The sequence below is a fragment of the Desulfobacterales bacterium genome, assembly GCA_030066985.1.
Taxonomy (GTDB): Bacteria; Desulfobacterota; Desulfobacteria; order Desulfobacterales; family JAHEIW01; genus JAHEIW01.
Genome location: JASJAN010000058.1, coordinates 1 through 24,538, shown reverse-complemented (window position 1 = coordinate 24,538; position 24,538 = coordinate 1). Strand labels below are relative to the sequence as shown.

The window sequence follows — 24,538 nt, the reverse complement described above, 5'->3', positions numbered from 1 at the left end:
ATGCTCGTCAATCCTGGCAATCATACGAGACGATCTTGCCGATGCGGTTACCGTCTTCTGTGGTTTCATAGGAAATGCTGCAAACCGAGTCTTTGCCCCTTTTTTTGACACTGAACATGGCCTGATCCGCCAGCGCCAATAGCTCGGTCAGTGTTTCGGCATCATGGGGGAAAGTGGAGACGCCCAGGCTGGCATGTACACGAACATTTAAACCTGTTTTTTGAAGGTAAACAGTATCTTTGATTCGCTGCCGGGTGGTGTCCGCCATTTCCAAGGCCTTTGGCTTGTCAAATCCGGGCAGCACCAACACAAACTCATCTCCGCCATAAGCCACCCCGAAAGCCGGATCCGCCAGGGCGGCCATCAAGGTTTGCCCGATTTCTTGCAGCGTCTTGCTGGCATTCAGATGTCCGTGGGTGTCCACCACCTGTTTAAAATCATCGATATCCATAAAGACCAGTGAAAACACTTCGTGGTTGGCAGCGCTTTTTTTGATCAACGCCGGCAGTGCGGTGTACAGATGGCGGGTGTTGAAAAGCCCGGTCAGGTTATCGTGAATCGCCTGCTCTTTGAATTTTTGTTCACTTTTTCGCAGGGCTTTTTGAACCTGTTTAAGGTGTTCTTCGGCTTCCATCTCTTTTGTGACGATTGTTAGATTGCCCAGCGAAACATAAATTTGATCCGATTCATAGGATTCCAATTTGGCCTGGTCTTTCAGCCAGTAGGTTCGACCGTCGGCGGCCTTGATTTTATAGACCGCATCCAAATCCCCGCTATTCATTACGGCGTCTCGCAGTTCAGTTTTGCGCTCCAAAACCTCATTGCTATTCAGAATAACCTCCTGAGGTTCTTCAGGTGGGTCCCTTTTTGAATAGACATGGCGCTCAACCATACTGGTTCTGAATGTTTCTGATGCATCCGCGTAATCGCAGCCCAGCAGCTGAATCAGCTGCCTGCCGACAAATTCATACCAGATGACCTGCTGGGTTTCTTTCCAGGCCGCAATATAAGGGATGGCAGGGGCACCCAGTTGATCATATCCCTCACAATTCCGGATGCAGCGCGAGATGTGTTCCTTAAGGGTGCGACTGTAGTTACCTTTTAAAATATGACCATAATAACCGTCGGGTATGATGGGTTGTGACATGCAGGTCGTCCAATTCTCCTGAATTTAGCGGTCGAATTCTGCTACGCTGGTTCTCTCATAGGGGGCAAGTCTCGGAAGTGGAACCGGGTGTGTCGCCACAGACGAATGAATAATACGAGATATAGACGTTAATTAATGATTTATATACCATATCTTGTGCCGGATCAAGTTTAAAATGTGCAACCGATACGGATCCAGCCTGGCTCGCCATTTGATTCCGAAATCACGGATACGACCAACCCCGTAAGGCCATATGCACACTATATATGGTAGGTAAACACGAATATTGACTGCATATTGTGTCTATGATATAAATTTTATAGTGTTGTCATCCGTTGACAAAAGGCAAAACAGCACAGACAACCTGTTAAATGGCGACAAACCCTTATTAAGGAATGATTATGCCCCACGAAAATGTGGTCTATCTGCATGAAAGAGCGGCAAAACCCTTCATTAATTTGAGAAAATTCACCCGCAAACCGTTTCGCCGCGCCACCATTTTTGCCTGCCAAAACCGTTATTATGCCGGCTTGACCCAAAATATCAGCAAGGGCGGTGTTTTTATTGAAACACGCAATCATTTCGCCGAAGGACAGATTATTACGCTGGTCATTTCGCGCACCAAAATCGAAAAAGGCATCATGCTCAAGGGTCAGGTGGTGCATCTGAACCGGCGGGGGTTTGGTCTGAAGTTTTTGAGCTTGATTAAGAACGGTAAAGAATACCAACTAAATTGAGCGTTTCAAATTAAAAATATTAAGAATACATTCTTATTCAAAGGAATCCTATCGATTATAATATTTTTAATTTGAAACCCTTCGGGCTTGCCGATATTACCGCATCTACTGTGTTAGATAGAGTTCCGCATAGTTTACTATAGCGGAACGCCATCTGCCGTGTAGCTGCAGCAATCTCGACAAGCGCTCAAATTAGTTCCTAAATTGAGCGTTTCAAATTAGGTTTTACTCTTTTGACTACACCGATAAATCTATCCACCAACTGAATCATCTCTTCGATCCGCTCTGGCGCAACCCAGACAATGTCGGCATCCGCGTTGAACCAGGTCATCTGGCGCTTGGCGTAGCGCCGATGATCACGTTTGAGGGCGCGCGCGCACTCTTCCGGCGTTAGCCGGCCCTGGATGGTGTCCACCATGTGACGATAGCCAATGGATTGCATGGCTTTAAGGTCGGCGCCGTACCCTTTTTTGAGCAAGTCTTTTACCTCAGACAGAAAACCGGCTGCCAGCATGGCATCAACCCTCTGATTGATGCGCTCATACAACATTTCACGCTCCATCTTCAGGCCAATTTTTAAAGTTTCAAACGGTTGTTCTGCAAAAGCATGCTCCCGGTGGTGCCGCGATATGGGTTTGCCGGTGGCTTGCACAACCTCAAGGGCCCGCAGGATGCGGTAGGTGTCATTGGGATGCAGGCGCCGGGCGGTTCCAGGATCCATGCGGCTCAGGCGCTGGTATAGCGCGTCAATACCCTGGCTGTCAGCTTCCGCTTTCAGTTTGGCGCGAATTTGCGGATCAGAAGCATCGTCCTCAAACAGGCCGTAGATCAATGCCTTGATATACAGGCCGGTTCCCCCGACCACAAAAGGCAGGATGTGCTGTTCGCAAAGCTCGGCAATAATTTGGCGGGCACGTTCGGTGTAGCGGGCCGCATCAAAGGGCTCATCCGGGGCAATGATGTCCACCATATGGTGAGTTACGCGCGCCTGCTCGTCAGCCGTGGGTTTGGCGGTACCGATATCCATGTATTTGTAGATCTGCATGGAATCTGCGCCGATGATGTGGCCCTTGAAGTGCTGCGCCAACCGGATGGCAACGCTCGTTTTGCCGATACCGGTGGGCCCGCAGATGATGATGATTTTGGGCTTGGTGGTAGTAGGATTCATAGGTCGACAATTGTTATTAGAACTTGACAATGATTATCGATTTTATGGCTCCAGACAATGAACCCATAACCAATAACAAATAACGAATAACCCTAATCCCTAACATGACACTGCCCACACATCAACGGCCCCCGCTTTTGCTCACGATGACAGTTTTTGCAGTTGGTATGAAAAGCCTTGACCAGACCAGGTTTGGAACCGACATCCTGCAGTTCATGGCAATCCGCGCAGCGCTGATCCTCGGAAGATTCATCCTCCAGGCGTTTGCCGTCCTCATAGACATGGTGGCATTCATTGCATTCTTCGATCTGGGCCAATTCATTATGATCGTCATGCTTGAAAACAGCCGGCGGGCGTTGTGGGTCTTCAAAAACCGAGTTGTCAATTACAACCATATCTTCCTGGGCCAAGGCGACGGCCGCAAAGCAACAAAACAGCATAATTAGCGCGCACGTTAATAAAACCTGAATCCGCATTCAGCGATCTCCCTATGAATGTCTCATTGCATTTAACGCATGTACCATGTCATGCAAACCTATCATCAAAATCGCCATTAACGACTGATCCAATATTTCGGATCAAATTGTATAGCCGATCCCACAAACGATTGCAACCTAGCCCAGTGAATTGAAAATGATCTGAATGCGACAGATCCCGCTTTGCGCCGATCACGGCCGCACAAATAAGATCTTGCGACAAAGTTGAGGAGCACCCGCAGAGGTGCACTGAAGCCCATTTATTTGTTGACTAAGAATATGAAATTTAAAGCAATTCTAATAATCGTAATCCGTTTTTTTTGCGTCTGATGCCCCCAAAATTCATTGACAAAAGCAGACTAAATTTATATTCTGCCTTCTTTGCCTAAAGCTGGCAAGGGGTCATTCATCTTAAAAAAAACGTTAAGTTTGAGATAATTTATCAAAATTTTTCTAGGAGAAACAGTCAATGCCAAAAGAAGTAATCGGATCAGCAATGGTGGTCGGAGGCGGTATTTCCGGAATGCAGGCGGCGCTGGACCTGGCGGATTCAGGCTACTATGTCTATCTGGTCGAGAAGGACTCATCCATCGGCGGTGTGATGTCGCAGCTGGACAAAACCTTTCCCACCAATGATTGTGCCATGTGAATTATTTCACCCAAACTGGTCGAGGTCGGCCGGCACCTGAATATAGAGCTTAAAACCCTCAGTGAAGTTAAAAACATCAAAGGCAGCGCAGGCAACTTTGAGGTCGAACTGATTCGGCAACCGCGCTATATCGATGAATCTTTGTGTATTGCCTGCGGCGCCTGCGCAGAAAAATGCCCCAAAAAGGTAGTGGATCCCTACAACGCCGGGATTGTTAAACGCAAATCCGCCTACGTGCAATATCCCCAAGCGGTTCCGTTGAAATATTGCATCGACGGAGACAGCTGTATTTACATCCAAAAAAAGAAATGCGGCGCCTGCAAAAAAATCTGCCCCACCGATGCGGTCGATTTTGACCAAAAGCCCCAGACCGAAACCCTGCAAGTGGGCTCGGTAGTGCTGGCACCGGGGTTTGCGCCATTTGATCCGTCTAAATTTGATAACTACCAGTATTCCAAACTGCCCAATGTGATGACCTCGCTGGAATTCGAGCGCATCCTGTCCGCATCCGGACCGACCATGGGGCATGTGACCCGGCAGTCCAAAGACAAAGCCGAACCCAAAAAAATTGCCTGGTTCCAGTGCGTGGGCTCCCGGGACATGAACAAATGCGACCATTCATACTGCTCTTCGGTATGCTGCATGTATGCCATCAAGGAAGCGGTCATCGCCAAAGAGCATGTTGGTGATGATTTGGATTGTGCGGTCTTTTACATGGACATTCGCACGCCGGGAAAAGATTTTGAGCGCTTTTACGACAACGCCCGTGAAAAGCACGGCATTCGTTTTATTCGCAGCCGGGTGCACTCGGTGGATCCAGTTTTGGGAACCGATGATTTGGTCATCCGCTATGTGACCGAAAGCGGCGAGATGATCAGCGAAAATTTTGATCTGATCGTGCTGTCAATCGGGATGGAAACCTCACCTGAGGTCATCGAACTTGCCAAGAAACTCAAAATCGATCTGACTGAGAGCAATTTTTGCCAGACCTCCAGCTTTGAGCCTGTGGCGACTTCCAGAAGAGGGATTTATGTCTGCGGCGCCTTCCAGGGGCCCAAAGATATTCCCCAATCAGTGGTGGATTCCAGCGCAGCCGCCAGTGCCGCCGGCGAAATTCTCAGCTCGGCCCGCAATACGCTGATCAAAAGCAAAGAAGTAGTGCCCGAGGTCAATGTGGTCAATGAGCGTCCCCGCATCGGCGTATTTGTCTGCCATTGCGGTATCAATATTGCCGGGGTGGTGGATGTGCCGGCTGTGGCCGAATACGCCGCAACCCTGCCCTATGTTGAATTTGCAACCGACAATTTATATTCCTGCTCCCAGGACACCCAGGATACCATGGCCAAAATCATCGCGGAAAAGGGCCTCAACCGGGTGGTGGTGGCGGCCTGTACGCCCAAAACCCATGAGCCGCTGTTTCAGGAAACATTGATCAACGCTGGCTTAAATAAATATCTGTTTGAAATGGCCAATATCCGTAACCAGGATTCCTGGGTTCATAAAAACAATCCCGAGCTGGCCACCAAAAAAGCCAAAGACCTGATCCGCATGGCGGTTCACAAAGTCGCCTTAATGGCGCCACTCAAAGAGGCGGAGCTCGAAATCAATCAAACTGCCATGGTCGTCGGCGGCGGCATCTCCGGGATGGCAGCCGCCAGAAGTCTTGCGCGTCAGGGGTATCAAACCCACATCATTGAAAAAGACACCCAACTGGGCGGTCAGGCCCGCAAGATTTACCGCACCGCATCCGGCGACAGCGTACCGGAAAAACTGGCCGGGCTGATCGATGAGGTCCAGAAAAATAAAAACATTCACGTTCACCTTGAGACCGAAATCAAACAGGTGGAAGGGTTTGTGGGCAATTTCGAAACCACCCTGGCGGTCAACGGTAACGAAAAGATTCTGGATCACGGCGTCGCCCTGATGGCCACCGGCGGCAAACCCTATCAGCCCGAGGAATACAACTACGGCAAAGATCCGCGTATCCTCACCAGCCTGGAGCTGGATCAAAAATTCATCAAAGATGATGCGGCCCTGAAGGGTTTGAATACGGCCGTATTCATTCAGTGCGTGGGCTCCCGCGAACCGCAGCGGCCGTATTGCTCGCGAGTGTGCTGTACGCATTCGGTTGACAATGCCCTGGAGCTCAAAAAACTCAACCCGGAAATGGATGTGTTTGTCATGTACCGCGACCTGCGGACTTATGGTGAGCGCGAAACGCTGTACAAACAGGCGCGTGAAGCCGGCGTGATTTTTATCCGCTTCAGTGTGGACAATAAGCCCGAAGTCGTCAGCGAGGGGGACAAACTGTTTGTGCGGGTCATCGACCATGTCATTGGGCGACCGGTTGAGATTGAAACCGATCTGATCAGCCTGGCGAGCGCCATTTTACCCAACGATGCGAATGATCTGGCCACCTTTTTCAAAGTGCCCTTAAACGAGGACGGATTTTTTGTCGAACGCCATGCCAAACTGGGGCCGGTTGAATTTGCCACCGACGGCGTATTTTTATGCGGCATGGCGCATTATCCCAAGCCCATCGATGAATCCATCGCCCAGGGTCAGGCGGCCGCCTCCCGCGCTGTAGCACTGCTGGCTCGCGAGACGATTTTTACCAGCGGCACCATCGCAGAAACGGATCCGACGCTGTGCAGTGAGTGCGGGGTGTGTGTCTCGGTTTGCCCCTATTCAGCGCCCTCCTTTACCGAAGAGGGGCCTTTTGCCGGCCGCGCCCAGGTCAATCCGGTGCTCTGCAAGGGATGCGGGCTGTGTGTCGCGTCGTGCCGTTCCGGAGCCATTCATCTGAAAGGCTTTGACAACGACCAGATTTTTGCCCAGATTTTTGCATTAAGTAAGGCAGTATGATATTGAACACCAAAATTGACTAAAATGAACTAAAGTGTGGAGTGACTAAAGTTATAGTGTCGCTCCGCTCCATCTTTAGTATAAATGATAGCATTCCTTCACTTTAGGCACTTTAGATCATTTCCAACTTTAGCGCACTTGTTAAAAGGAGTTTTAGAAATGTCTGATTGGGAACCCAAAATAGTTGCCTTTTTGTGCAACTGGTGCAGCTATGGTGCTGCCGACCTGGCCGGAGTTGGGCGAATGGAATATCCATCCAACATCCGCGTGGTTCGCATCCCCTGCACCGGCAGAATGGATCCTAAGTTTTTTATGGCCGCCTTGCGTGAGGGCGCGGACGGCGTCTGGGTATCCGGGTGACATCCCGGCGAATGCCATTACCTGGAAGGTAATTACTACGCCCGACGCAAGTTTGCCCTGTTTCAAAATCTGATGGAGCATATGGGAATTGAACCCGGCCGCCTGCAGTTTTCCTGGGTCTCCTCGGCAGAATCCACCAAATTTGTCCAGGTGGTCACCGAAGTCACCCAGGCCATCAAAGAACTGGGACCGAATAAAACATTAGTCAAATCCATGCCAGAGGTTGCTTAAGATGTTAAGCTACATTGATAAAATCAAGGAAATCTCCAAACGGCTCTTGGAAGAAGGCCAGGTGGAAATGATCATCGGGTTCCGCAAAGGAACCATCTCGATGATGAATGAGCCCCATTTTGCCAGATCCCCTGAAGCGGTTAAACACTTCGTCTGGGACAGCAATTGCGGTATTAATCTGTGCAATTATCTGACAAACCGCACCGAGAAAATCGGCATTCTGGCTAAAGGATGCGATTCCCGCAATATCGTGACCCATATCATTGAAAACAAAATCAAACGAGACCAGGTCGTCATTATCGGTGTCCCCTGCAAAGGGATGATCGATCGACGCAAAATGTCCGCTATGTTCGAGCAAGAGATTGATGACGTCACCGAAGATGAACATAATATTACCGTCAAAGGCGCGGGATTTGAAAAAATATTGAACAAAAAAGATGTGCTCCAGCAAAATTGCTTGGTGTGCAATCACCGCAATCCGGTTATTTATGATGAACTGGTCGCCGATTTGGTCGACGAGCAGACCGACGTAGACCGTTATGCAGATGTGCGCGAAATTGAAGCCCTGTCAACACAGGAAAAAGCGGCCTACTTTGAAAAATTGCTGGAACCCTGCATCCGGTGTTACGCCTGCCGCAATGCTTGCCCGCTGTGCTATTGCCCAACCTGTTTTACCGATGAATCCCGACCGCAATGGGTGGGCAAGGGCCAGGACGCCACGGATGTGAGCACATTTCATTTTTTAAGGGCTTACCATTGCGCCGGCCGCTGCACCGATTGTGGCGCCTGTGAGCGCTCGTGCCCGGTGGGCATCAACATGCGTGTTTTTACCAAAAAGCTTGAAAAGGATTGTCTGGAGCTGTTTGGCTGGGAAGCGGGTCTGGACCCGGATGTACGTCCGCCTCTGGACACCTATAAACCCGGCGATCCGGATGATTTTATTAAATAATATACGTCCGTTGTCCGTCGCGTGTTGTCCGTTGCCATCCCAACTAACAACTAACAACTGACAGACTAAGGTAGTCATTATGACAATCGTTAAGATAGACAAGGAGAACTGGGAAGGCGGTATCAAAAAATTATTTGAGGCGTATCGTCTGTTCGGTCCGGTCAAGGAGGCGGATTTCCACAATTTTAAGCAGCTCGAAGCCGGGCAATTGCCGGATTTAAGCTGTTTAAATACGCGCCTATCACCTAAATCGATCATTTATCCCCAAACGGAAGTGATGTTTGAATATTCTCTGGATGAAAACGACGAAGACCACCACATCCTCAAGGAAGTCGATAAAAATTATTCCCCCCAAGCAGTAATCGGCATCCGCCCCTGCGACGCCAAGGCCTTTGAGCTGGTCAGGCTTAATTTTGACACAAACGATTATAAGGATCCGTATTGGCTGAATGCATACGAAGCCACCACTCTTGTGGGGTTGGCCTGTGAATCACCGTGCACCACCTGTTTTTGCACCACTGCCGGCTGCGGCCCCTATCATGAAGAAGCGTTGGATGTTCTGCTGATTGACAACGGCGACCAATACTGGGCCAAGGTTCTCAGCGACAAGGGTGAAGCCTTTCTGGCAGCGGCCGGATGGACAGAAGCGGTAGACGAGCAGCCCGCCGTAAAAGAAATTGAGGCCAAAAAGAAGGCCGCCGAAGAAAAAATATCGGCTTTTGTCAAGACTGACAACCTGCGGCAAATCGACACCAACGAATTATACGCAGCCAAATTCTGGGAGGAAGTTTCCTTTTCATGCATCAACTGCGGCACCTGCACTTATGTGTGCCCGACCTGCTGGTGTTTTGATATCCAGGATGAAAACCGCGGCAGCAGGGGTTGTCGCATTCGCAACTGGGACAGCTGCATGTACCCGCTGTTTACCCTGCATGGTTCCGGTCACAATCCCCGGGGCACACAGTTGCACCGGGTTCGTCAGCGATTTATGCATAAGCTCAAATATTATGTCGATAAATATAACGCCGGCATACAATGCGTCGGCTGCGGCCGCTGCATCCGTCTTTGCCCGGTAAATATCGACATCCGCCGCGTTTGCGGCTATATGAACAGCCACGTCGCTTCAGCAGATGCATGCGAAGTTTAATGGTTTGAATGGTTAAGGGGGATCATCGTGTTAAATCCATATCTACCTTATCCGGTTCGCATTGATAACATCAGTGTTGAAACCGAAGATAAAAATTTGAAAACGTTTAGATTTGTTTTCTTGAATCCGGAAGATGAAGAAAAATTCAGCTACCGCGCCGGTCAGTTTGCCGAACTGTCTGTGACCGGCAAAGGCGAAATACCGATCGGAATTGCCTCATCGCCGACGGAAAAAGGCTACGTTATGTTTACCGTCAACAAGGTGGGGCTGGTATCGTCATATCTGCACGCCATGAAAGAAGGCGATATCATGGGTATTCGCGGTCCCCTGGGCAACTGGTATCCATGGGAGCAAATGGAGGGTAAAAACGTATTGCTGATCGGCGGCGGATTTGCTTTCACCACCCTGCGTTCATCGATCGTTTACATGCTGGATCCGGCCAACAGATCTAAATTTAAGGATATTCATGTTATCTATGGTGCTCGCACACCGGGCATGTTGATGTACTGGGATGAGCTGATTGAGTGGGAAAAAAGAGATGACATCAACATGCACATTACCGTCGACGGCACCGATGATCCCAACTGGAAATACAACACCGGTTTTACGCCGACCATCACCGAGCAAAAAGCGCCCCCGGGCGGCGAAGACACATATGCCATCGTGTGCGGCCCGCCCATCATGATAAAGTTTACCCAGCCGGTGTTGGATAAAATCGGTTATACGGATGATCGCATTATCATGTCACTTGAAAATCGCATGAAATGCGGTATCGGCATGTGCGGCCGCTGCAATATCGGCAAGGAATTCGTTTGTAAAGACGGGCCTGTTTTTACCCTTGAAGAAATCAACAAAACCCCCCGGGAGTATTAAGGCACAAAATCCCCCCTCGTTTTTTATTAACCAACTAATATTACTTGTTATTATAATTTAAAGGACATTGAAAACAGTCGGTTTGCAGTTTGAAAACAAATGTGCATCTTTTATGTTGACAATGTGATGCCAATTACGATAAAAAATGCTTTTTAAATTTAAGCTCAAAAGGCTGCGGCCGCAATAGATAACCTTTTACATATTAATCATCAACAAGGAGGATGTTTAAATGCCAAGTGTAGAATTCATGGGAAAAGAATTTACGGTCGACGAAGACGGATTCATCGATTCATATGACAACTGGTGCGAAGAGTGGGTCCAATGGGTTAAAAAAGAAGAAGGCATCGAGGAGCTGAATGAAGAGCACCAAAAAGTGATCGATGTGCTGCGCGACTACTATGAGAAAAACGGTATTGCCCCGATGGTTCGCGTGCTTTCCAAAGTCACCGGTTTCAAACTGAAACATATCTATGAATTGTTTCCATCCGGACCGGGTAAAGGCGCCTGTAAGATGGCCGGCCTTCCAAAACCCACCGGATGTGTCTAATCTTCCGAAATCCTGAACACATTTTATTTTCAAAAGGCCCTGCAGCTTGTGCAGGGCCTTTTTGTTTAGGAGGGCCTTATGATTTTAAGCGTGAAAACCTCAACGCGCACCGAGTTGATTGATATTACATCCCAGATTGCAAAAGCGGTTAACAAATCCGGCATTCGCGACGGCCTGTGCATGCTGTACGTGCCTCACACCACCGGCGCGGTGACCATCAATGAGAGCGCCGATCCAAGCGTGCGCGGTGATATTATGATGGTCTTAAACCAGATCGTTCCCTGGGAAGCCAATTATAAACACATGGAAGGCAACTCGCCGGCGCATGTGAAAGCAACACTGGTCGGTGCATCTGAGTTGATCGCCATTGAAAACGGCGCTCTGGTGCTCGGCACCTGGCAGGGAATTTTTTTCTGTGAATTTGACGGGCCGCGAACGCGCAAGATCCATGTGCACATAATGGATGCAAAATTCCAATCCTAATTGCATGGAAATTAATGAGAAGCAAAATTTACAAATAGTTGCAGCGCATTAAAAAACCGACACAATAGGCCAAATTAGCTATCAAGGAATAAGGATGAAAATCTTTATTATCGCATTAATTTCCACCCTGTGGGCGAGACGGAGGCTTCCATCTGCCGCGTTATTAAGGACGAAACATAGTTCTCTATAGCTTCGCCCTTAAATGCCTTGCATATGAAAGCTTCCGACTCGTGCAATATTCAAAAGGACATTAAGCCATGAATCCATGGAAATTAACATCATTTCATTAATTTTCATGCAATAATCATAAGGATATTAGGTTATGAACAGTCCTGCTGAAGTGAACATCGATGATGTCGACCGCGCAATTTTAAACCGGATTCAGTCCGATTTCCCCCTGACCCCCCGGCCTTACCGCACCATCGGCCAGGAGCTGGAAATATCGGAGGATGACGTTTTAAAGCGCGTCCGACGGTTGAAAGACGCTGGGATTATCCGTCGAATCGGCGGCAATTTCACGCCGCCCGCGTTGGGATTTGTCAGTACCCTGTGCGCTGCCAAAGTGCCGCCCGATAAAATCAAGCAATTTGCCCGAGTCGTAAACCGTTATCCGGGGGTTACCCACAACTATCGTCGCGAAAATTCGTTTAATGTCTGGTTTACGTTTATTGCCCCCAGCATGGATGAAATAGAAGCCAACCTGAAACAAATCGCAGCGGAAACCGGTGTTACCGATATCCTTAATCTACCGGCAACTGATGTGTTTAAGATTAAAGCGGAGTTTAAAATATAGGTTCAAAGGTTCTGGGTTCAAGGTTCAAAGGTTCAGAGTTCTTAACCTCTGAACCCTGAACGCGGAACCCTGAACCTGATAGTTAAATAGGCGTTGCTGGCTTTAGGAAGCAGCCCAAATCATTGAAGAGCCTTGTTGAATATGAAGGATTTACGCATTGCTGCTGTTATATTGAATTGCCCGATGGGTCGAATTGCCGATAATCTGGATCGCATGGCCGGGTGGGTTGAAGCCGCCCAAAAAGAGGGCGCGCAATTGGTTTGTTTCCCCGAGATGAACATTACCGGGTACAGCACCCGCGCCAATATACAAAAGGTAGCCGAGCGCGTGCCGGGGCCCATCAGTGAGTCGGTAGCGGCAATGGCACAAGAATTTGATATCGCCGTTCTGGCCGGATTAGCCGAGGCCGACCTTGCCGGCCGCGTGTTTGCCAGTCACCTGGTAGCCACCACCCAGGGCATCGTTGGCGTATACCGCAAAGTCCATATCGCCCCTCCCGAACAGCAAATTTTCACGGCAGGCGATACCATCCCGCTGTTTGACATCAACGGGTTCAAACTGGGTATCCAACTCTGCTATGATGTCCATTTTCCCGAACTTGCCACACGCATGGCCCTTGACGGGGCCGATGCGCTCTTTATGCCGCACGCCTCTCCGCGGGGCACACCCGTTGAAAAATTTGATTCCTGGATGCGGCACCTTTCCGCGCGCGCCTTTGACAACGGTCTATACGTGATTGCCTGTAATCAGACCGGCGACAATCAAAACGAGCTCAAGTTTCCCGGTCTGGCGATCGCGCTGGATCCGGCCGGCCACATCCTCAAAAAAGATACCGGCGGCACCGAAAATATGATTGTCGCTGACCTTAAGGCCGAGGAGATAGCAAACGTCAGGGGCCACCGCATGCGCTATTTTCTGCCCAATCGCCGACCGGATCTCTATTGATCGGATCAGTGGTCAATATACCAGCTGCGGGTAAGCTGTCTCTGCCATATCGCTCACAAACGATCATCAATCGCCAGCCGTTAGGTAAGAACGCCGCGACTATTATCGCACACAAATCCTGATTTTCAGTTGACACCGCTTTGTGACCAGTGATAGCCATTTAGGCATCTGCATTCCTATGGGTTACCTCCGGGGAGCCGCAGTACACTTGCGGAGTGGGGTGATCAAAAAACTTTCCAAATCGCATTTCAGCATGACACAACGAAAGGAGGACTTTTATGACAGGAAAACTGTGTAAGGTACTCGTTTGCGTATGCATTTCACTGGCGTTTCTGACAGCGGCCGTATCACCGACTCTTGCCGGTAAATAAGGACGACACCCTATATTTCTCATGGAAAAAAGAATTGGAGAGCTTGGACCGTTACTTTAATACCGCCCGGGAAGGCATGATCGTCAGCCGGCAGATTTGTGACGACCTTTTGTACCGCGATCCGGACACGCTGCAGTACAAGCCCCTGCTGGCCAAATCATACAAATGGCTTGATAACACCACCATGGAATTTGAGCTGCGCCAGGGCATCACCTTCCACAATGGTGAAAAATTCGATGCGGATGATGTGGTCTACACCATCAATTTTGTCAGCAATCCGGACAACAAAGTTTTGGTGCAACGTAATGTTAACTGGATCGATCGTGCTGAAAAATTAGGCCCCTATAAAGTCAAGCTGTATTTGAAACAGCCCTTTCCGTCCGCTCTCGAATATCTGGCCGGCAATATCCCCATCTATCCGAACGAATATTATGCCAAAGTGGGCCCCAAGGGTTTCGGCATCAAACCCATTGGCACCGGACCTTACAAGGTCGTGGAGCATGAGGTGGGCAAGCGAATCGTTTTTGAAAAAAATGAGAATTACTTCAAAGACAGCCCCAAAGGGCAACCCTCGATCGGCCGTCTGGTCCAGCGCACCATTCCGGAAGACACCACCATGGCAGCCGAATTGATGACCGGCGGGCTCGATTGGATCTATCAGGTTCCCAAGGATCAAGCCGACAGCCTGGCCAATGTTCCCAACGTCCAGGTGTTGAAGGCTGAAACAATGCGGGTGGGCTGGCTGGTAATGGATGCCGCCGGTCGCACCGGTGAGAATCCGTTTCAAAAAGCCGCGGTCAGAAAAGCCGTCAGCCATGCTATCGATCGTGAAGCCATCTCCCGCAATTTGGTCGGCGGGCAATCGCGGGTGATTCATTCGCACTGTTTCCCAACCCAGTTCGGCTGCACCGCTGATGTCGTCAAATACGATTATAACCCCGCCAAGGCAAAAAAACTGCTGGCCGAAGCCGGCTATCCCAATGGCTTTGAAATCGACCTGCATGGGTACCGCAATCGTCCGTATGCCGAAGCCATGATCGGCAACCTGCAGACGGTGGGCATCAAGGCCAATCTTAAGTTCCTGAAATATTCCGCCCTGCGGGAAAAAGTGTACGGCAACAAAGTCACCTTCAACTTTACGACCTGGGGCTCGTACGGTGTCAATGACATCTCCAACATTACCGGTCGCTTTTATAATTTTACCGAAGTGGACTTTGCCAGAGATGAGCAAGTGCGCGATTGGCTCAAAGAAGGCGACTCAACCATTGATCGTGACAAGCGTAAAGCCGTTTATAATAAGGCGCTGAATCGAATCGCCGAGGAGGCTTACGTTCTACCGCTGTTTACCTGGGTAGCCAATTACGCTTTTTCCAAGGAACTGGATTTTAAACCGTACCCGGATGCGGTACCGCGTTTCTTTCTGGCAAAATGGAAATAAACCGCTAAACCGCCCGAACGGGAGCACCGCAAGATGCTCGTTTATACCGGAAAGCGAATTCTGCTGGCCTTGCTGGTGGCCGTAGTGGTCTCCTTTATAAGTTTTATGATTCTGAATCTTTCAGGAGACCCTGCCATTGCACTGGCCGGCGCCGACGCAAGCCCAGAAGAAATCAAATTCGTTCGGGAAAAATATGGACTCGACCGTCCGCTTCTGGTCCAGTACCTGGAATGGGCCGGTCGAGCCATAAAGGGCAATTTCGGCGAATCGCCCTATTTCAACCAGCCCGTCAAAGATATCATCGGCGACCGCATCGGTGTCACACTCATTTTGGGGATGTGCGCATTTTTGTTTGCTGTTTGCCTGGCCATCCCGCTGGGTGTGATTGCCGCCATCCGACCCAACACCTGGATCGACCGCATGGCCTTGACCATCTCGGTCTTTGGTCAGGCCATGCCCAATTTCTTTTTCGGTCTGATTCTCATTATTGTATTGGGTGTAATACTGCGTTGGCTGCCCATATCGGGCGACGATAGCTGGAAACATTTTATTATGCCGGCCATCGCACTGGGCTACTATGCCTCACCTTCCCTGATGCGTTTGACCCGCACCGGCATGATGGAGGTGTTGGCGTCCGATTACATTCGGACCGCTCGATCAAAAGGATTGCGGGCGGGCCCGGTTTTATTCAAACATGCCCTGCGCAATGCCATTATTCCCGTGGTATCTTTGGCCTTTGTGCAGTTCGGATATATGCTGGGCGGCGCCTTTGTAATTGAATATGTCTTTGCCGTCAACGGTGTGGGCTTTCTGGCCGTACGCTCCATCGAGCGCGCGGATTTGCCCGTTGTGCAAGCCATCGTCTTATTGCTGTCGGTCATTTATGTGACCATGACATTACTGTCCGATATTTTAAACGCGTATCTGGACCCGCGCATACGGGTCAAGTGAGCAACACAATGAACACGGACATCAGCAGCCCCTTCAAGGAAATCAATTTTCCGACGCCCCACCAGATGACCTTGCGCCAAGCCAGACGTCATTTGGGTTTTCTGTTGGGCGGCCTCGTTTTGCTGCTGATCATTTTGATGGCGTTGCTGGCACCGCTGCTGGCACCGCACGACCCCTACCATCAGAATCTTTCCAAACGCCTCACACCTCCCATATGGCATGACAAAGGAAGCTGGGACCACCCTCTGGGGACCGATAACCTGGGGAGAGACTATTTAAGCCGCCTAATGTACGGTGCCCGCATTTCGCTGATTATCGGAGTGGCGGCCATGCTAATCTCGGGTGTGATCGGAACCACCATGGGGGTGTTGGCCGGCTATTTTGGCGGGCGGGTGGACATGGTGGTCAATGCCATGATCTCCATTCGCCTGGCGCTGCCGATTATGCTGGTGGCGCTGGCGGTGGTCGCTCTGGTGGGCGGATCGTTGCTGATTGTCGTGCTGGTTTTAGGCCTGATGATATGGAACCGCTTTGCACTGGTGATGCGCGCCTCAACCCAACAATTGCGCTCCATGGACTATGTTAGTGCCGCCAAGGCCGCCGGCTGTTCAACCCTCAGAATCATCCTGACCGAAATCATGCCCAATATCCTCAACAACCTGATTGTGGTGGCCACCCTGGAGATCACCCGGGCCATATTGATCGAAGCATCACTGTCGTTTTTGGGCATGGGGGTCCAACCACCGCTGCCCTCCTGGGGCCTGATGGTCGCAGAGGCCAAAGGGTTCATGCTCTTTAGCCCTTGGATGATTGCCGTGCCCGGTGCAGCCATTTTTATACTGGTCCTTTCCATTAACTTACTCGGCGACGGTATCCGAGACATCACGGCTCCGGAGGGACGATCGTGAGCGCTTTGCTTGAAGTCAAAGACCTGCATGTGGACATCCCCCTGGCAGCCGGCGTTTTGCATGCGGTCCGCGGGGTGGACTTCTCCGTCCAGCGCGGCCAGACGCTTTCGTTGGTGGGTGAATCCGGTTGCGGCAAATCGTTGAGTGTTCTGGCCGTCATGAATCTTTTGCCCAAAAAAGCCAAATGGCATGCGGACACCATTGCCTTTGATGGTCAACCGATGGATGGCATCAGCGAGCGTCGCATGGCCGACATTCGCGGCAGTAAAATGGCCATGATCTTTCAAGAACCCATGACCTCTTTGAATCCCTGCTATACCATCGGCAACCAGTTGGAAGAAGCTTTGCTGAGACATAAACAGACCTCTCGCCATGAAGCCCGGGAACGCGCGATATTTTTGCTTGAAAAGGTTGGCATCACGGCAGCCGCCAGCCGCTTAAAACAATATCCCCATCAACTGTCCGGCGGTTTGCGACAGCGGGTGATGATCGCCATGGGGCTGATGTGCGACCCGCCTCTAATCATCGCCGACGAGCCGACGACAGCGCTGGATGTCACCATTCAGGCCCAGATCCTGGCCCTGCTGGCATCATTACAGGAAGAATTCGATATGGGGATGATTCTGATCACCCATGATCTGGGCGTGGTCGCCCGCATGGCCGATCAGGTCGCAGTGATGTACTGCGGTCAGGTGGTCGAGACTGGCAAGGCAGCCGATCTGTTTGAAAATCCACTGCATCCCTATACCCAGGGGCTTTTGGGGTGCATCCCCATTCCGGGGAAAACCGAGCCCGGCGAGCACCTCGGGTCCATTCCGGGAATTGTGCCAACACCCATCGGTCAGCAGACGGGGTGTGTTTTCCAAAATCGGTGTGCATATGTGTTTGCTGATTGCACTTCAGCAGAGGTTGGGCTGATTCAGATTTCAGCCGGCAGAGAATATCGCTGCCTGCTGGACACCCGAACCTGCCAACAGAACATGAACGAAGGCCAATCCAGATGACAGCAGCCTTATTACATACTGAGGACGTCACCAAGGTCTATCAGGTTAGCGCCGGTCTTTTCAGAGGCAAGCTGCCGCTGACCGCCGCCAACGGTGTCAGCATTCAGGTTAATCAAGGGGAGGTCGTCGGGCTGGTGGGGGAATCGGGATGCGGCAAGAGTACGATTGCTAAAATCATCCTCGGTCTTGAAGGGGCAACATCCGGTCAGGTCTATTTTGACGGGCAACCTCTGGCCAATATCGACCGTAAGGAAAGGGCCCGTCGCATACAGCCCATTTTCCAGGATCCGTATTCTTCCTTAAATCCGCGAAAATCGATCGGCTCGATTATTTCGCTCCCCTATCGAGTACATCAAATCGGCAATAGATCCGAAATGGACGCAAGGGTTTCTGAAATCATGGAAACCGTGGGGTTGCCGCCCCGCTTTATGCACAGCTATCCCAATCAACTTTCCGGAGGTCAGCGACAGCGAGTCGCCATCGCTCGGGCGCTGGTCATGAAACCCGAATTGGTCATTTGTGACGAGCCCACTTCGGCCCTGGATGTATCGGTTCAATCCCAAATCCTGAACCTGCTGCTGGACCTTCGCAAAACCCGCGGGTTGACATACCTGATTATTACCCACGACCTTTCGGTTGTCGAACACATTGCTTCGCGGGTGGCGGTGATGTACCTGGGCCGCATTGTGGAAGAGGCCGCCACCGAAAAGCTGTTTAGGAATCCCCGCCATCCATATACCCGGGCGCTGCTCGCTTCTGTTCTGACACCGGAACCCAGGCTGGGATTGCCGGAAACCCACCTGGGCATTGCCTACCCCAACCCGATTGATCCACCACCGGGGTGCACCTTTCATCCCCGCTGCCCCGAGGCAACGGAACGCTGCCAGAAAGAATCCCCTCAGGCGGTGGTTGAAGACGATCATATGGTGGCGTGTTACCTCGCCCACACTTCTCATTAATTTTCTTACAAGATTCAAGTACGAATTAGAGGGGCTCTATAAATACTCTCAGCTTGCCACCGCAGACATCACCGCCTTTGGTGCCCAAGTCATCTGTGAGGTCAATTTCAACGATCTCAGGCTGCCGCGTGACCAGGGTGCTGCGCAAGGCGGCGCTGCGCGCCTGGTTTTCCCCGCAGCCGCCTCCGATCGTCCCATAAATGGTGCCGTCCACGCAGATCAACATCTTGGCGCCAACCTCTCTGGGTGTGGAGCCCGATGTTTCAACGATCGTGGCCAAACAAACCGCAACATCCTGTTGTTTGAGCTGCGATAGCTTTTTAAATAGTTCCAGATCGGTCATTATTCAATACCTATGGCATTCCTTAAGGTGCGCGCCTGAGCCGGGCCTTTTCGGCGGACACACACCAGCTCGGAGACAATCGACAGCGCAATTTCTTCAGGCGATTCAGCGCCGATGGGCAAACCGATGGGTGTAAACACTTCGTCTAACCTTTTTTGCGGAAGGCCCTTTTCCGCCAGTGCTTCAAGTACAAAACGCACCCGGCGGCGGCTGCCGATAAGGCCAACATAAACGGTTTTCTTATTGATAATTTCAACCAAACAGTCCACATCGTGTTCATGGCCCCGGGTGATGATCACGACATAGGTGGCGGGGCCAAAGGACATGTTGTGCAGCGCAACAGAAAAGTCCTCGGCAATGACTTTGCAGCCCGGAAAACGAGCAGGGCTGGCAAAATCAGAACGATCGTCAAGGACTGTGACTTGAAAGCCCAGTTTTTGTGAAAATTGGGCCAACGGAACAGCAATGTGGCCTGCGCCGCAGATCACCAAATGCGCATCCGCGCAAAGGACGTTCAGAAAAATCCGGCAGTCGGAATCAATATTAACAATCGCGCTTTTATTCTCCTTGAGCGCCTGTTGCGCAAGGCGTCCGACTCGCGAATCCAGTTGTTTGGCATCCAGCGAGCCCTCCATAGAACCATCCTGACGGACAATGGCTTTTTGACCGGGATCGATACCCGGCATCTTTGATTCCAGGACGGTTGCCAGACAGAAGCTTTCTTGTTTTTCTAAAAGCTCAACTATACGCGCATGCACATCCATAAGTTCACCGAATTGAGCACAGTCGATTAATTCTACCGACCGCGAATTGTTACCCGTTATGACGATAATAACGCACGGAGTCCGTCGAGTAAATAGCCAGCGCAATCCAAATCAGAATAAACGTGACCACCTGGGCGCTTGCAAAAGGCTCATCATAGAAGAACACCGCCAGGATAAACATGCAGCTGGGGGCAATGTACTGCAACAACCCCAGGGTTGATAGATACAGTCGCCGGGCGCCCAGAGTAAAAAACAGCAACGGAAAAGCGGTTACCACCGCGCAGCCCATCAGCATCAAGTCGAGTTTGAAACTGACGCGAAAAATCGCGCCCTGCCCCAGGCGATCGAGATAAACAAGGTAAACCAGAGCCGGGATCGAAAGCCACAGGGTTTCAACGGTCAAACCGACCACCGAGCTGACAGGCGCAACTTTACGGATCAGCCCGTAAAATCCAAAAGATATGGCCAGCGTTAAGGCAATCCAGGGAAACACGCCAAAGTAAATGGTTAGATACAATACGCCGGCAGTGGCCAGGGCTACCGCCACAATCTGTGGTGTTCGCAATCTTTCTTTCAGAAAAACCATTCCCAGGACCACATTGACCAGGGGATTGATGTAATACCCCAGACTGGCCTGCAGCAGGTGATCATTGTTTACCGCCCAGATATACAACAGCCAGTTTCCCCCCACAATCAGCCCTGTAAATAAAAGGATCAGTAGTGTGCGCGGATTTTTAAGGACCGCCACAAATTCCTGCCAGCGCCGCATCAATATAATCAACGGCACCAGCAAGAAAAAAGACCAGACAATGCGGTGTAGAATAATTTCGATTGCCGGTACCGACCGCAGAGCCTTCCAGTATATCGGGCTGATGCCCCAGATCAAAAAGGCGGCTACGGCATAGATAACACCCCACAGGGAATCCGAAGCGGTTGTTAATTGTGCTGTTTGGGTCTGATGGGTTTGCAAAGGATTGGTTTCGCCTTTCAGAATTACTTAAAATTTTAAAATCATATCCGTCTGAATCCGTCGTGCAGGCACCATACGCTAACACATGAACGGCGTCAATTAGCTTTTTGGGGACCCGAAAAGAGGTTTGACTTTAAAAAATGAATCTCCTATTTATCGTAATAGCTCGGGACATACTATAAAATAAAACCACGACGAGCACGAAGCGCACGAAAAAAAAATTCAGGGAGACACAAATGATGGAAACCAAGGTAACCCGGATGCTGGGAATTAAGTATCCGATCATCGGCGGCACCATGATGTGGATCAGCGATGCCAATTTTGTGGCGGCGGTCTCAAATGCCGGCGGACTCGGTGTTCTGGCTTCGGCCATGTACGATTCGCAGGAGGCGTTCGCAGATGCCATCGATCGCATCAGAGAGCTGACCGACAAGCCCTTTGCGGTCAACATCAATCTGTTTCCCGCCATGCGCCAGATGGACAATGAGGTCTACATGTCGGTCTTAGAAGAAAAGGCCGTCAAAATCGTCGAGACCTCCGGTCATTCAGCCCCGGAGGCGCTTTGCCGGCGTTTCAAACAGGCTGGAATGATCTGGATTCACAAATGCGTCGGCGTGCGCTATGCCCAAAAAGTGCAGGATCTGGGAGCTGATATCGTCACCGTTGTGGGCTATGAAAACGGAGGGGCCACCGGGAAACTGGATATCGGCACACTGGTCCTGGTGCCGGCGGTGGTGGATGCGGTTCGCATTCCGGTCATCGGCGGCGGCGGTGTTTCCGATGGCCGCAGTTTAATGGCAGTGCTGTCGCTGGGGGCGGGAGCCGCCATCATGGGAACCCGTCTGCTGGTCACCCGGGAGTGCCCGATCCACGACAACCTGAAAAATGCCCTGATCGGCGCCAGCGAGCTGGACACTACCCTGATTATGCGCTCCCTGAACGCCACCCACCGCGTCTGGCGCAATCCGGCTGCGCAAAACTGTGAGGACCTTGAGGCCTGCGGCGCTGATTTTCCGGAAATCATGGAAGTGGTCTCCGGTCTGCGGGCTAAGAAAATGTATGACGAGGGCGATCTGGCCGAAGGGGTCCTAGCATGCGGGCAGGGTATCTGTTTTGCCCGAGAAATTTTACCGGTAAAAACACTTTTTGACGGTATCATGTCACAGGCCGATGATATCAGAAATAAGATGCACGCCGCCTGATAGCAAACGAAGAATTGAAAGCGTCTCACGCAAACCCGCCCGCCTCGCCTTGCTCGCATGGCGGGCGTGGGACGCTAAGGCACAAAGACTAAAGTTAGTTATCAAAAATGAGCTTGGCGGCTTTGCGTGAGGTTTTATTTGAATAGATCAATTTAGATCATTGAAAGGATTATATATGCCTGCAACATCAAATTTTAAGGTGCAGATAGATGGCCACGCTGCCTGGCTGATTTTAAATCGACCTGAAAAGCGCAATACTATGGGCATGTCATTTTATACTGAAATGGAGGAATTGCTCGATGATCTGGACCGGGACACCCGTGTCCGCGTGGTGATTATAAAGGGCGAAGGCAAAAGTTTCAGTGCCGGGACCGATCTTGAAGAGGCCGCGACGCTGCTTGCCCAAAGCTCTGCGGATGGCCGTGAACGCATGCGAAAAGATATCACGGCCCTGCAGCGCGCATTTACAAAAATAGAACAATGCCGCAAACCGGTCATCGCGGCCATTCACAGCCATTGCATCGGCGGAGCCGTTGATATGATTTGTGCTTGTGATATTCGTCTGGCAACAAGTGATGCGCTTTTCAGCATTCGCGAAACACGCATGGGTATTATTGCTGATGTGGGTACGCTTCAGCGTTTGCCGTATATCATCGGTCAAGGCTGGTTTAGAGAACTGGCCTTCACCGGACGAGATTTTACCGCCCAGGAAGCGCATCAAATGGGCCTGGTGACGCGTCTCTATGAAGACCGCCCTGCCCTGTATGATGCCGCAAAACAACTGGCAGACCAGATCGCAGCCTGCCCGCCGCTAACCGTTCAGGCAACCAAGGAAGTCATCAATTTCAGCCGCGATAACGGTATTGCCGCCGGTTTAGCGTATGTGGCCCAGAAAAATGCGGCCGCGATGCCGTCTGAAGATCTTATGGAAGCCATGGCGGCATTTAAGGAAAAAAGAAAGCCGGTGTTTAAGGGAAAATAAATTCTGTGCTACCGCACAGAATTTAGTATTAGTTATTGGTTTATCGTTATTAGAAAAGATCGCGGCTTGAGTAAAGCTCGATATGATTAATTTTTTACCAATAACAAATAACGAATAACAAATAACTCTGAGACATAGCGAGATAAATACCATGCCAAAACAGAAGATAGGTGCTTTAGACGGCGTCACCGTGATTGACTTGTCGCGACTTTTACCCGGCCCTTACTGCTCGATGATCCTGGCGGATCACGGTGCCCGGGTCATCTCAATTGAAAGTCGCAGATTCATCGACGATGGCCTCTTTTTCGACACGGTAAATCGCAATAAGGAACACATGACGCTCAACCTCAAATCCCGAGAAGGCCGACAAATTTTTTATAAGTTGATTGAGAATGCAGACGTTATGCTGGAAGGCTTCAGGCCCGGTGTGGTTGAACGGCTGGAGGTTGACTACGAACGTGTCAGCCGCGTAAATCCCAAAATCATTTACTGCTCCATAACCGGCTTTGGCCAGTCCGGCCCTTTTGTCGATCGCGTCGGACATGACGTCAATTATCTGAGCACATCCGGTGTGTTAAATCTGATGGGCGAACCGGATCGTCCGCCGTCGATTCCCGGAATACAAATTGCCGACATTGGCGGCGGCGCCATGAACGCGGCCATCGGCATATTACTGGCGCTTTATGCCAGGCAAAACACCGGCAAAGGTCAATACATCGATATCTCGATGACCGACGGTCTGGTGGCCTTTTTGCCCGCGGTTTTGCATTTCCAACAAAAGGACAGTCAGGAGCCCCGCCGGGCTGATGCCATTTTTTCTCACCGCTACGCCTGTTACAACACCTATGAAACCGCCGATGGACGGTTCCTATCCATCGGTGCTGTGGAAAACCGTTTCTGGCAAAAGCTGTGCGACCATTTGGCGGTTCCCGAATATGCTGCGCTGCAATATGATGACAGTCACCGCCAGGAAATCACAGAATTTATGCGCTCCGCCTTTAAAAAGAAAACCCTGGCAGAGTGGGAAAATGAACTGGCAGATCTGGAAATATGCTGGAGCCCGATTCAAACCTTTTCAGAAGTGGTCGCGGATCCGCTGTTTAAAGAACGTGAGATGATTTTGGATGTGGCGGAAAAAAGCGGTAAAAAACAGACGGTCATCGGGGTGCCCGTAAAGTTAAGCGACACGCCGGGGTCGGTTCGCACAGCCGCTGTGGACTTTGGCCAAAGCACCGCTTCGATATTGCAGGAGCTGGGCTACTCTGAAAAAGAAATT

The 24,538-nt window shown here is 50.7% G+C and carries 24 protein-coding genes; 18 read left to right on the top strand and 6 right to left on the bottom strand.

Translation table 11 applies throughout. From position 1 onward, the window contains the following. Positions 1–7: 7 nt before the first annotated feature. Complete coding sequence (locus QNJ26_20830; protein MDJ0988000.1) at positions 8–1,147, bottom strand: GGDEF domain-containing protein; 1,140 nt, start codon at positions 1,145–1,147, stop codon at positions 8–10. A 401-nt stretch (positions 1,148–1,548) separates the two neighbouring features. Here QNJ26_20830 and QNJ26_20825 point away from each other — a divergent pair, with 401 nt between their 5' ends. Next, positions 1,549–1,884, top strand: coding sequence for a PilZ domain-containing protein (locus tag QNJ26_20825; protein MDJ0987999.1), 336 nt, complete (start codon positions 1,549–1,551; stop codon positions 1,882–1,884). A 199-nt stretch (positions 1,885–2,083) separates the two neighbouring features. Here QNJ26_20825 and miaA read toward each other — a convergent pair whose 3' ends face one another. Further along, entirely contained in the window at positions 2,084–3,052 is a 969-nt protein-coding gene (gene miaA, locus QNJ26_20820; protein ID MDJ0987998.1) for a tRNA (adenosine(37)-N6)-dimethylallyltransferase MiaA, read from the bottom strand. 92 nt (positions 3,053–3,144) lie between these two features. After that, positions 3,145–3,528, bottom strand: a complete 384-nt coding sequence (locus tag QNJ26_20815) for a cytochrome c3 family protein (GenBank protein MDJ0987997.1) — start codon at positions 3,526–3,528, stop codon at positions 3,145–3,147. Positions 3,529–3,997: 469 nt separating this feature from the next. Between QNJ26_20815 and QNJ26_20810 the strand changes: the two genes are divergently transcribed. From QNJ26_20810 to QNJ26_20745, 14 genes are all read left to right on the top strand, one after another. Continuing rightward, complete coding sequence (locus tag QNJ26_20810) at positions 3,998–7,042, top strand: CoB--CoM heterodisulfide reductase iron-sulfur subunit A family protein (protein ID MDJ0987996.1); 3,045 nt, start codon at positions 3,998–4,000, stop codon at positions 7,040–7,042. A gap of 159 nt (positions 7,043–7,201) precedes the next feature. Beyond that, positions 7,202–7,633 (top strand): hydrogenase iron-sulfur subunit, encoded by a 432-nt coding sequence (locus QNJ26_20805; GenBank protein MDJ0987995.1) that lies wholly within the window; start codon positions 7,202–7,204, stop codon positions 7,631–7,633. Between the two features lies 1 nt (position 7,634). Next, positions 7,635–8,582: a 4Fe-4S dicluster domain-containing protein gene (locus QNJ26_20800; protein ID MDJ0987994.1), complete on the top strand. Its 948-nt coding sequence runs from the start codon at positions 7,635–7,637 to the stop codon at positions 8,580–8,582. A 79-nt stretch (positions 8,583–8,661) separates the two neighbouring features. Beyond that, positions 8,662–9,729 (top strand): 4Fe-4S dicluster domain-containing protein, encoded by a 1,068-nt coding sequence (locus tag QNJ26_20795; protein MDJ0987993.1) that lies wholly within the window; start codon positions 8,662–8,664, stop codon positions 9,727–9,729. A gap of 27 nt (positions 9,730–9,756) precedes the next feature. Continuing rightward, on the top strand, positions 9,757–10,602 hold the full coding sequence (locus tag QNJ26_20790; protein MDJ0987992.1) for an FAD/NAD(P)-binding protein: 846 nt from the start codon (positions 9,757–9,759) through the stop codon (positions 10,600–10,602). Positions 10,603–10,831: 229 nt separating this feature from the next. Further along, positions 10,832–11,149 (top strand): TusE/DsrC/DsvC family sulfur relay protein, encoded by a 318-nt coding sequence (locus QNJ26_20785; GenBank protein ID MDJ0987991.1) that lies wholly within the window; start codon positions 10,832–10,834, stop codon positions 11,147–11,149. Positions 11,150–11,227: 78 nt separating this feature from the next. Next, positions 11,228–11,632, top strand: a complete 405-nt coding sequence (locus QNJ26_20780) for a secondary thiamine-phosphate synthase enzyme YjbQ (protein MDJ0987990.1) — start codon at positions 11,228–11,230, stop codon at positions 11,630–11,632. Between the two features lie 322 nt (positions 11,633–11,954). Continuing rightward, positions 11,955–12,425: an AsnC family transcriptional regulator gene (locus QNJ26_20775; GenBank protein MDJ0987989.1), complete on the top strand. Its 471-nt coding sequence runs from the start codon at positions 11,955–11,957 to the stop codon at positions 12,423–12,425. Between the two features lie 141 nt (positions 12,426–12,566). Beyond that, a complete protein-coding gene (locus tag QNJ26_20770; protein MDJ0987988.1) occupies positions 12,567–13,370 on the top strand; it encodes a nitrilase-related carbon-nitrogen hydrolase in 804 nt (267 codons plus the stop codon). A gap of 405 nt (positions 13,371–13,775) precedes the next feature. Continuing rightward, entirely contained in the window at positions 13,776–15,179 is a 1,404-nt protein-coding gene (locus QNJ26_20765) for an ABC transporter substrate-binding protein (GenBank protein ID MDJ0987987.1), read from the top strand. 33 nt (positions 15,180–15,212) lie between these two features. Continuing rightward, a complete protein-coding gene (locus tag QNJ26_20760; GenBank protein ID MDJ0987986.1) occupies positions 15,213–16,130 on the top strand; it encodes an ABC transporter permease in 918 nt (305 codons plus the stop codon). 8 nt (positions 16,131–16,138) lie between these two features. Continuing rightward, positions 16,139–17,038, top strand: coding sequence for an ABC transporter permease (locus tag QNJ26_20755; GenBank protein MDJ0987985.1), 900 nt, complete (start codon positions 16,139–16,141; stop codon positions 17,036–17,038). Beyond that, positions 17,035–18,042 carry an ABC transporter ATP-binding protein gene (locus QNJ26_20750; GenBank protein ID MDJ0987984.1) on the top strand — a complete coding sequence of 336 codons (1,008 nt, stop codon included), beginning with the start codon at positions 17,035–17,037 and terminating at the stop codon, positions 18,040–18,042. The genes QNJ26_20755 and QNJ26_20750 overlap by 4 nt, the downstream gene beginning before the upstream one ends. Beyond that, entirely contained in the window at positions 18,039–19,001 is a 963-nt protein-coding gene (locus tag QNJ26_20745; GenBank protein MDJ0987983.1) for an ATP-binding cassette domain-containing protein, read from the top strand. The genes QNJ26_20750 and QNJ26_20745 overlap by 4 nt, the downstream gene beginning before the upstream one ends. Before the next feature lie 25 nt (positions 19,002–19,026). Here QNJ26_20745 and QNJ26_20740 read toward each other — a convergent pair whose 3' ends face one another. The 3 genes from QNJ26_20740 to rarD are packed head-to-tail and all read right to left on the bottom strand — an operon-like array spanning position 19,027 to position 21,078. After that, positions 19,027–19,344 (bottom strand): XdhC family protein, encoded by a 318-nt coding sequence (locus QNJ26_20740; GenBank protein ID MDJ0987982.1) that lies wholly within the window; start codon positions 19,342–19,344, stop codon positions 19,027–19,029. Further along, a complete protein-coding gene (locus QNJ26_20735; protein ID MDJ0987981.1) occupies positions 19,344–20,108 on the bottom strand; it encodes an XdhC/CoxI family protein in 765 nt (254 codons plus the stop codon). The genes QNJ26_20740 and QNJ26_20735 overlap by 1 nt, the downstream gene beginning before the upstream one ends. 49 nt (positions 20,109–20,157) lie before the next feature. Then, complete coding sequence (gene rarD, locus QNJ26_20730) at positions 20,158–21,078, bottom strand: EamA family transporter RarD (protein MDJ0987980.1); 921 nt, start codon at positions 21,076–21,078, stop codon at positions 20,158–20,160. Between the two features lie 236 nt (positions 21,079–21,314). Here rarD and QNJ26_20725 point away from each other — a divergent pair, with 236 nt between their 5' ends. The 3 genes from QNJ26_20725 to QNJ26_20715 all read left to right on the top strand — a co-directional run. After that, entirely contained in the window at positions 21,315–22,280 is a 966-nt protein-coding gene (locus tag QNJ26_20725; GenBank protein ID MDJ0987979.1) for a nitronate monooxygenase, read from the top strand. A 175-nt stretch (positions 22,281–22,455) separates the two neighbouring features. Next, on the top strand, positions 22,456–23,262 hold the full coding sequence (locus QNJ26_20720; protein ID MDJ0987978.1) for a crotonase/enoyl-CoA hydratase family protein: 807 nt from the start codon (positions 22,456–22,458) through the stop codon (positions 23,260–23,262). Positions 23,263–23,413: 151 nt separating this feature from the next. Next, a partial coding sequence (locus QNJ26_20715) for a CaiB/BaiF CoA-transferase family protein (protein ID MDJ0987977.1) occupies positions 23,414–24,538 on the top strand: 1,125 nt, incomplete at its 3' end.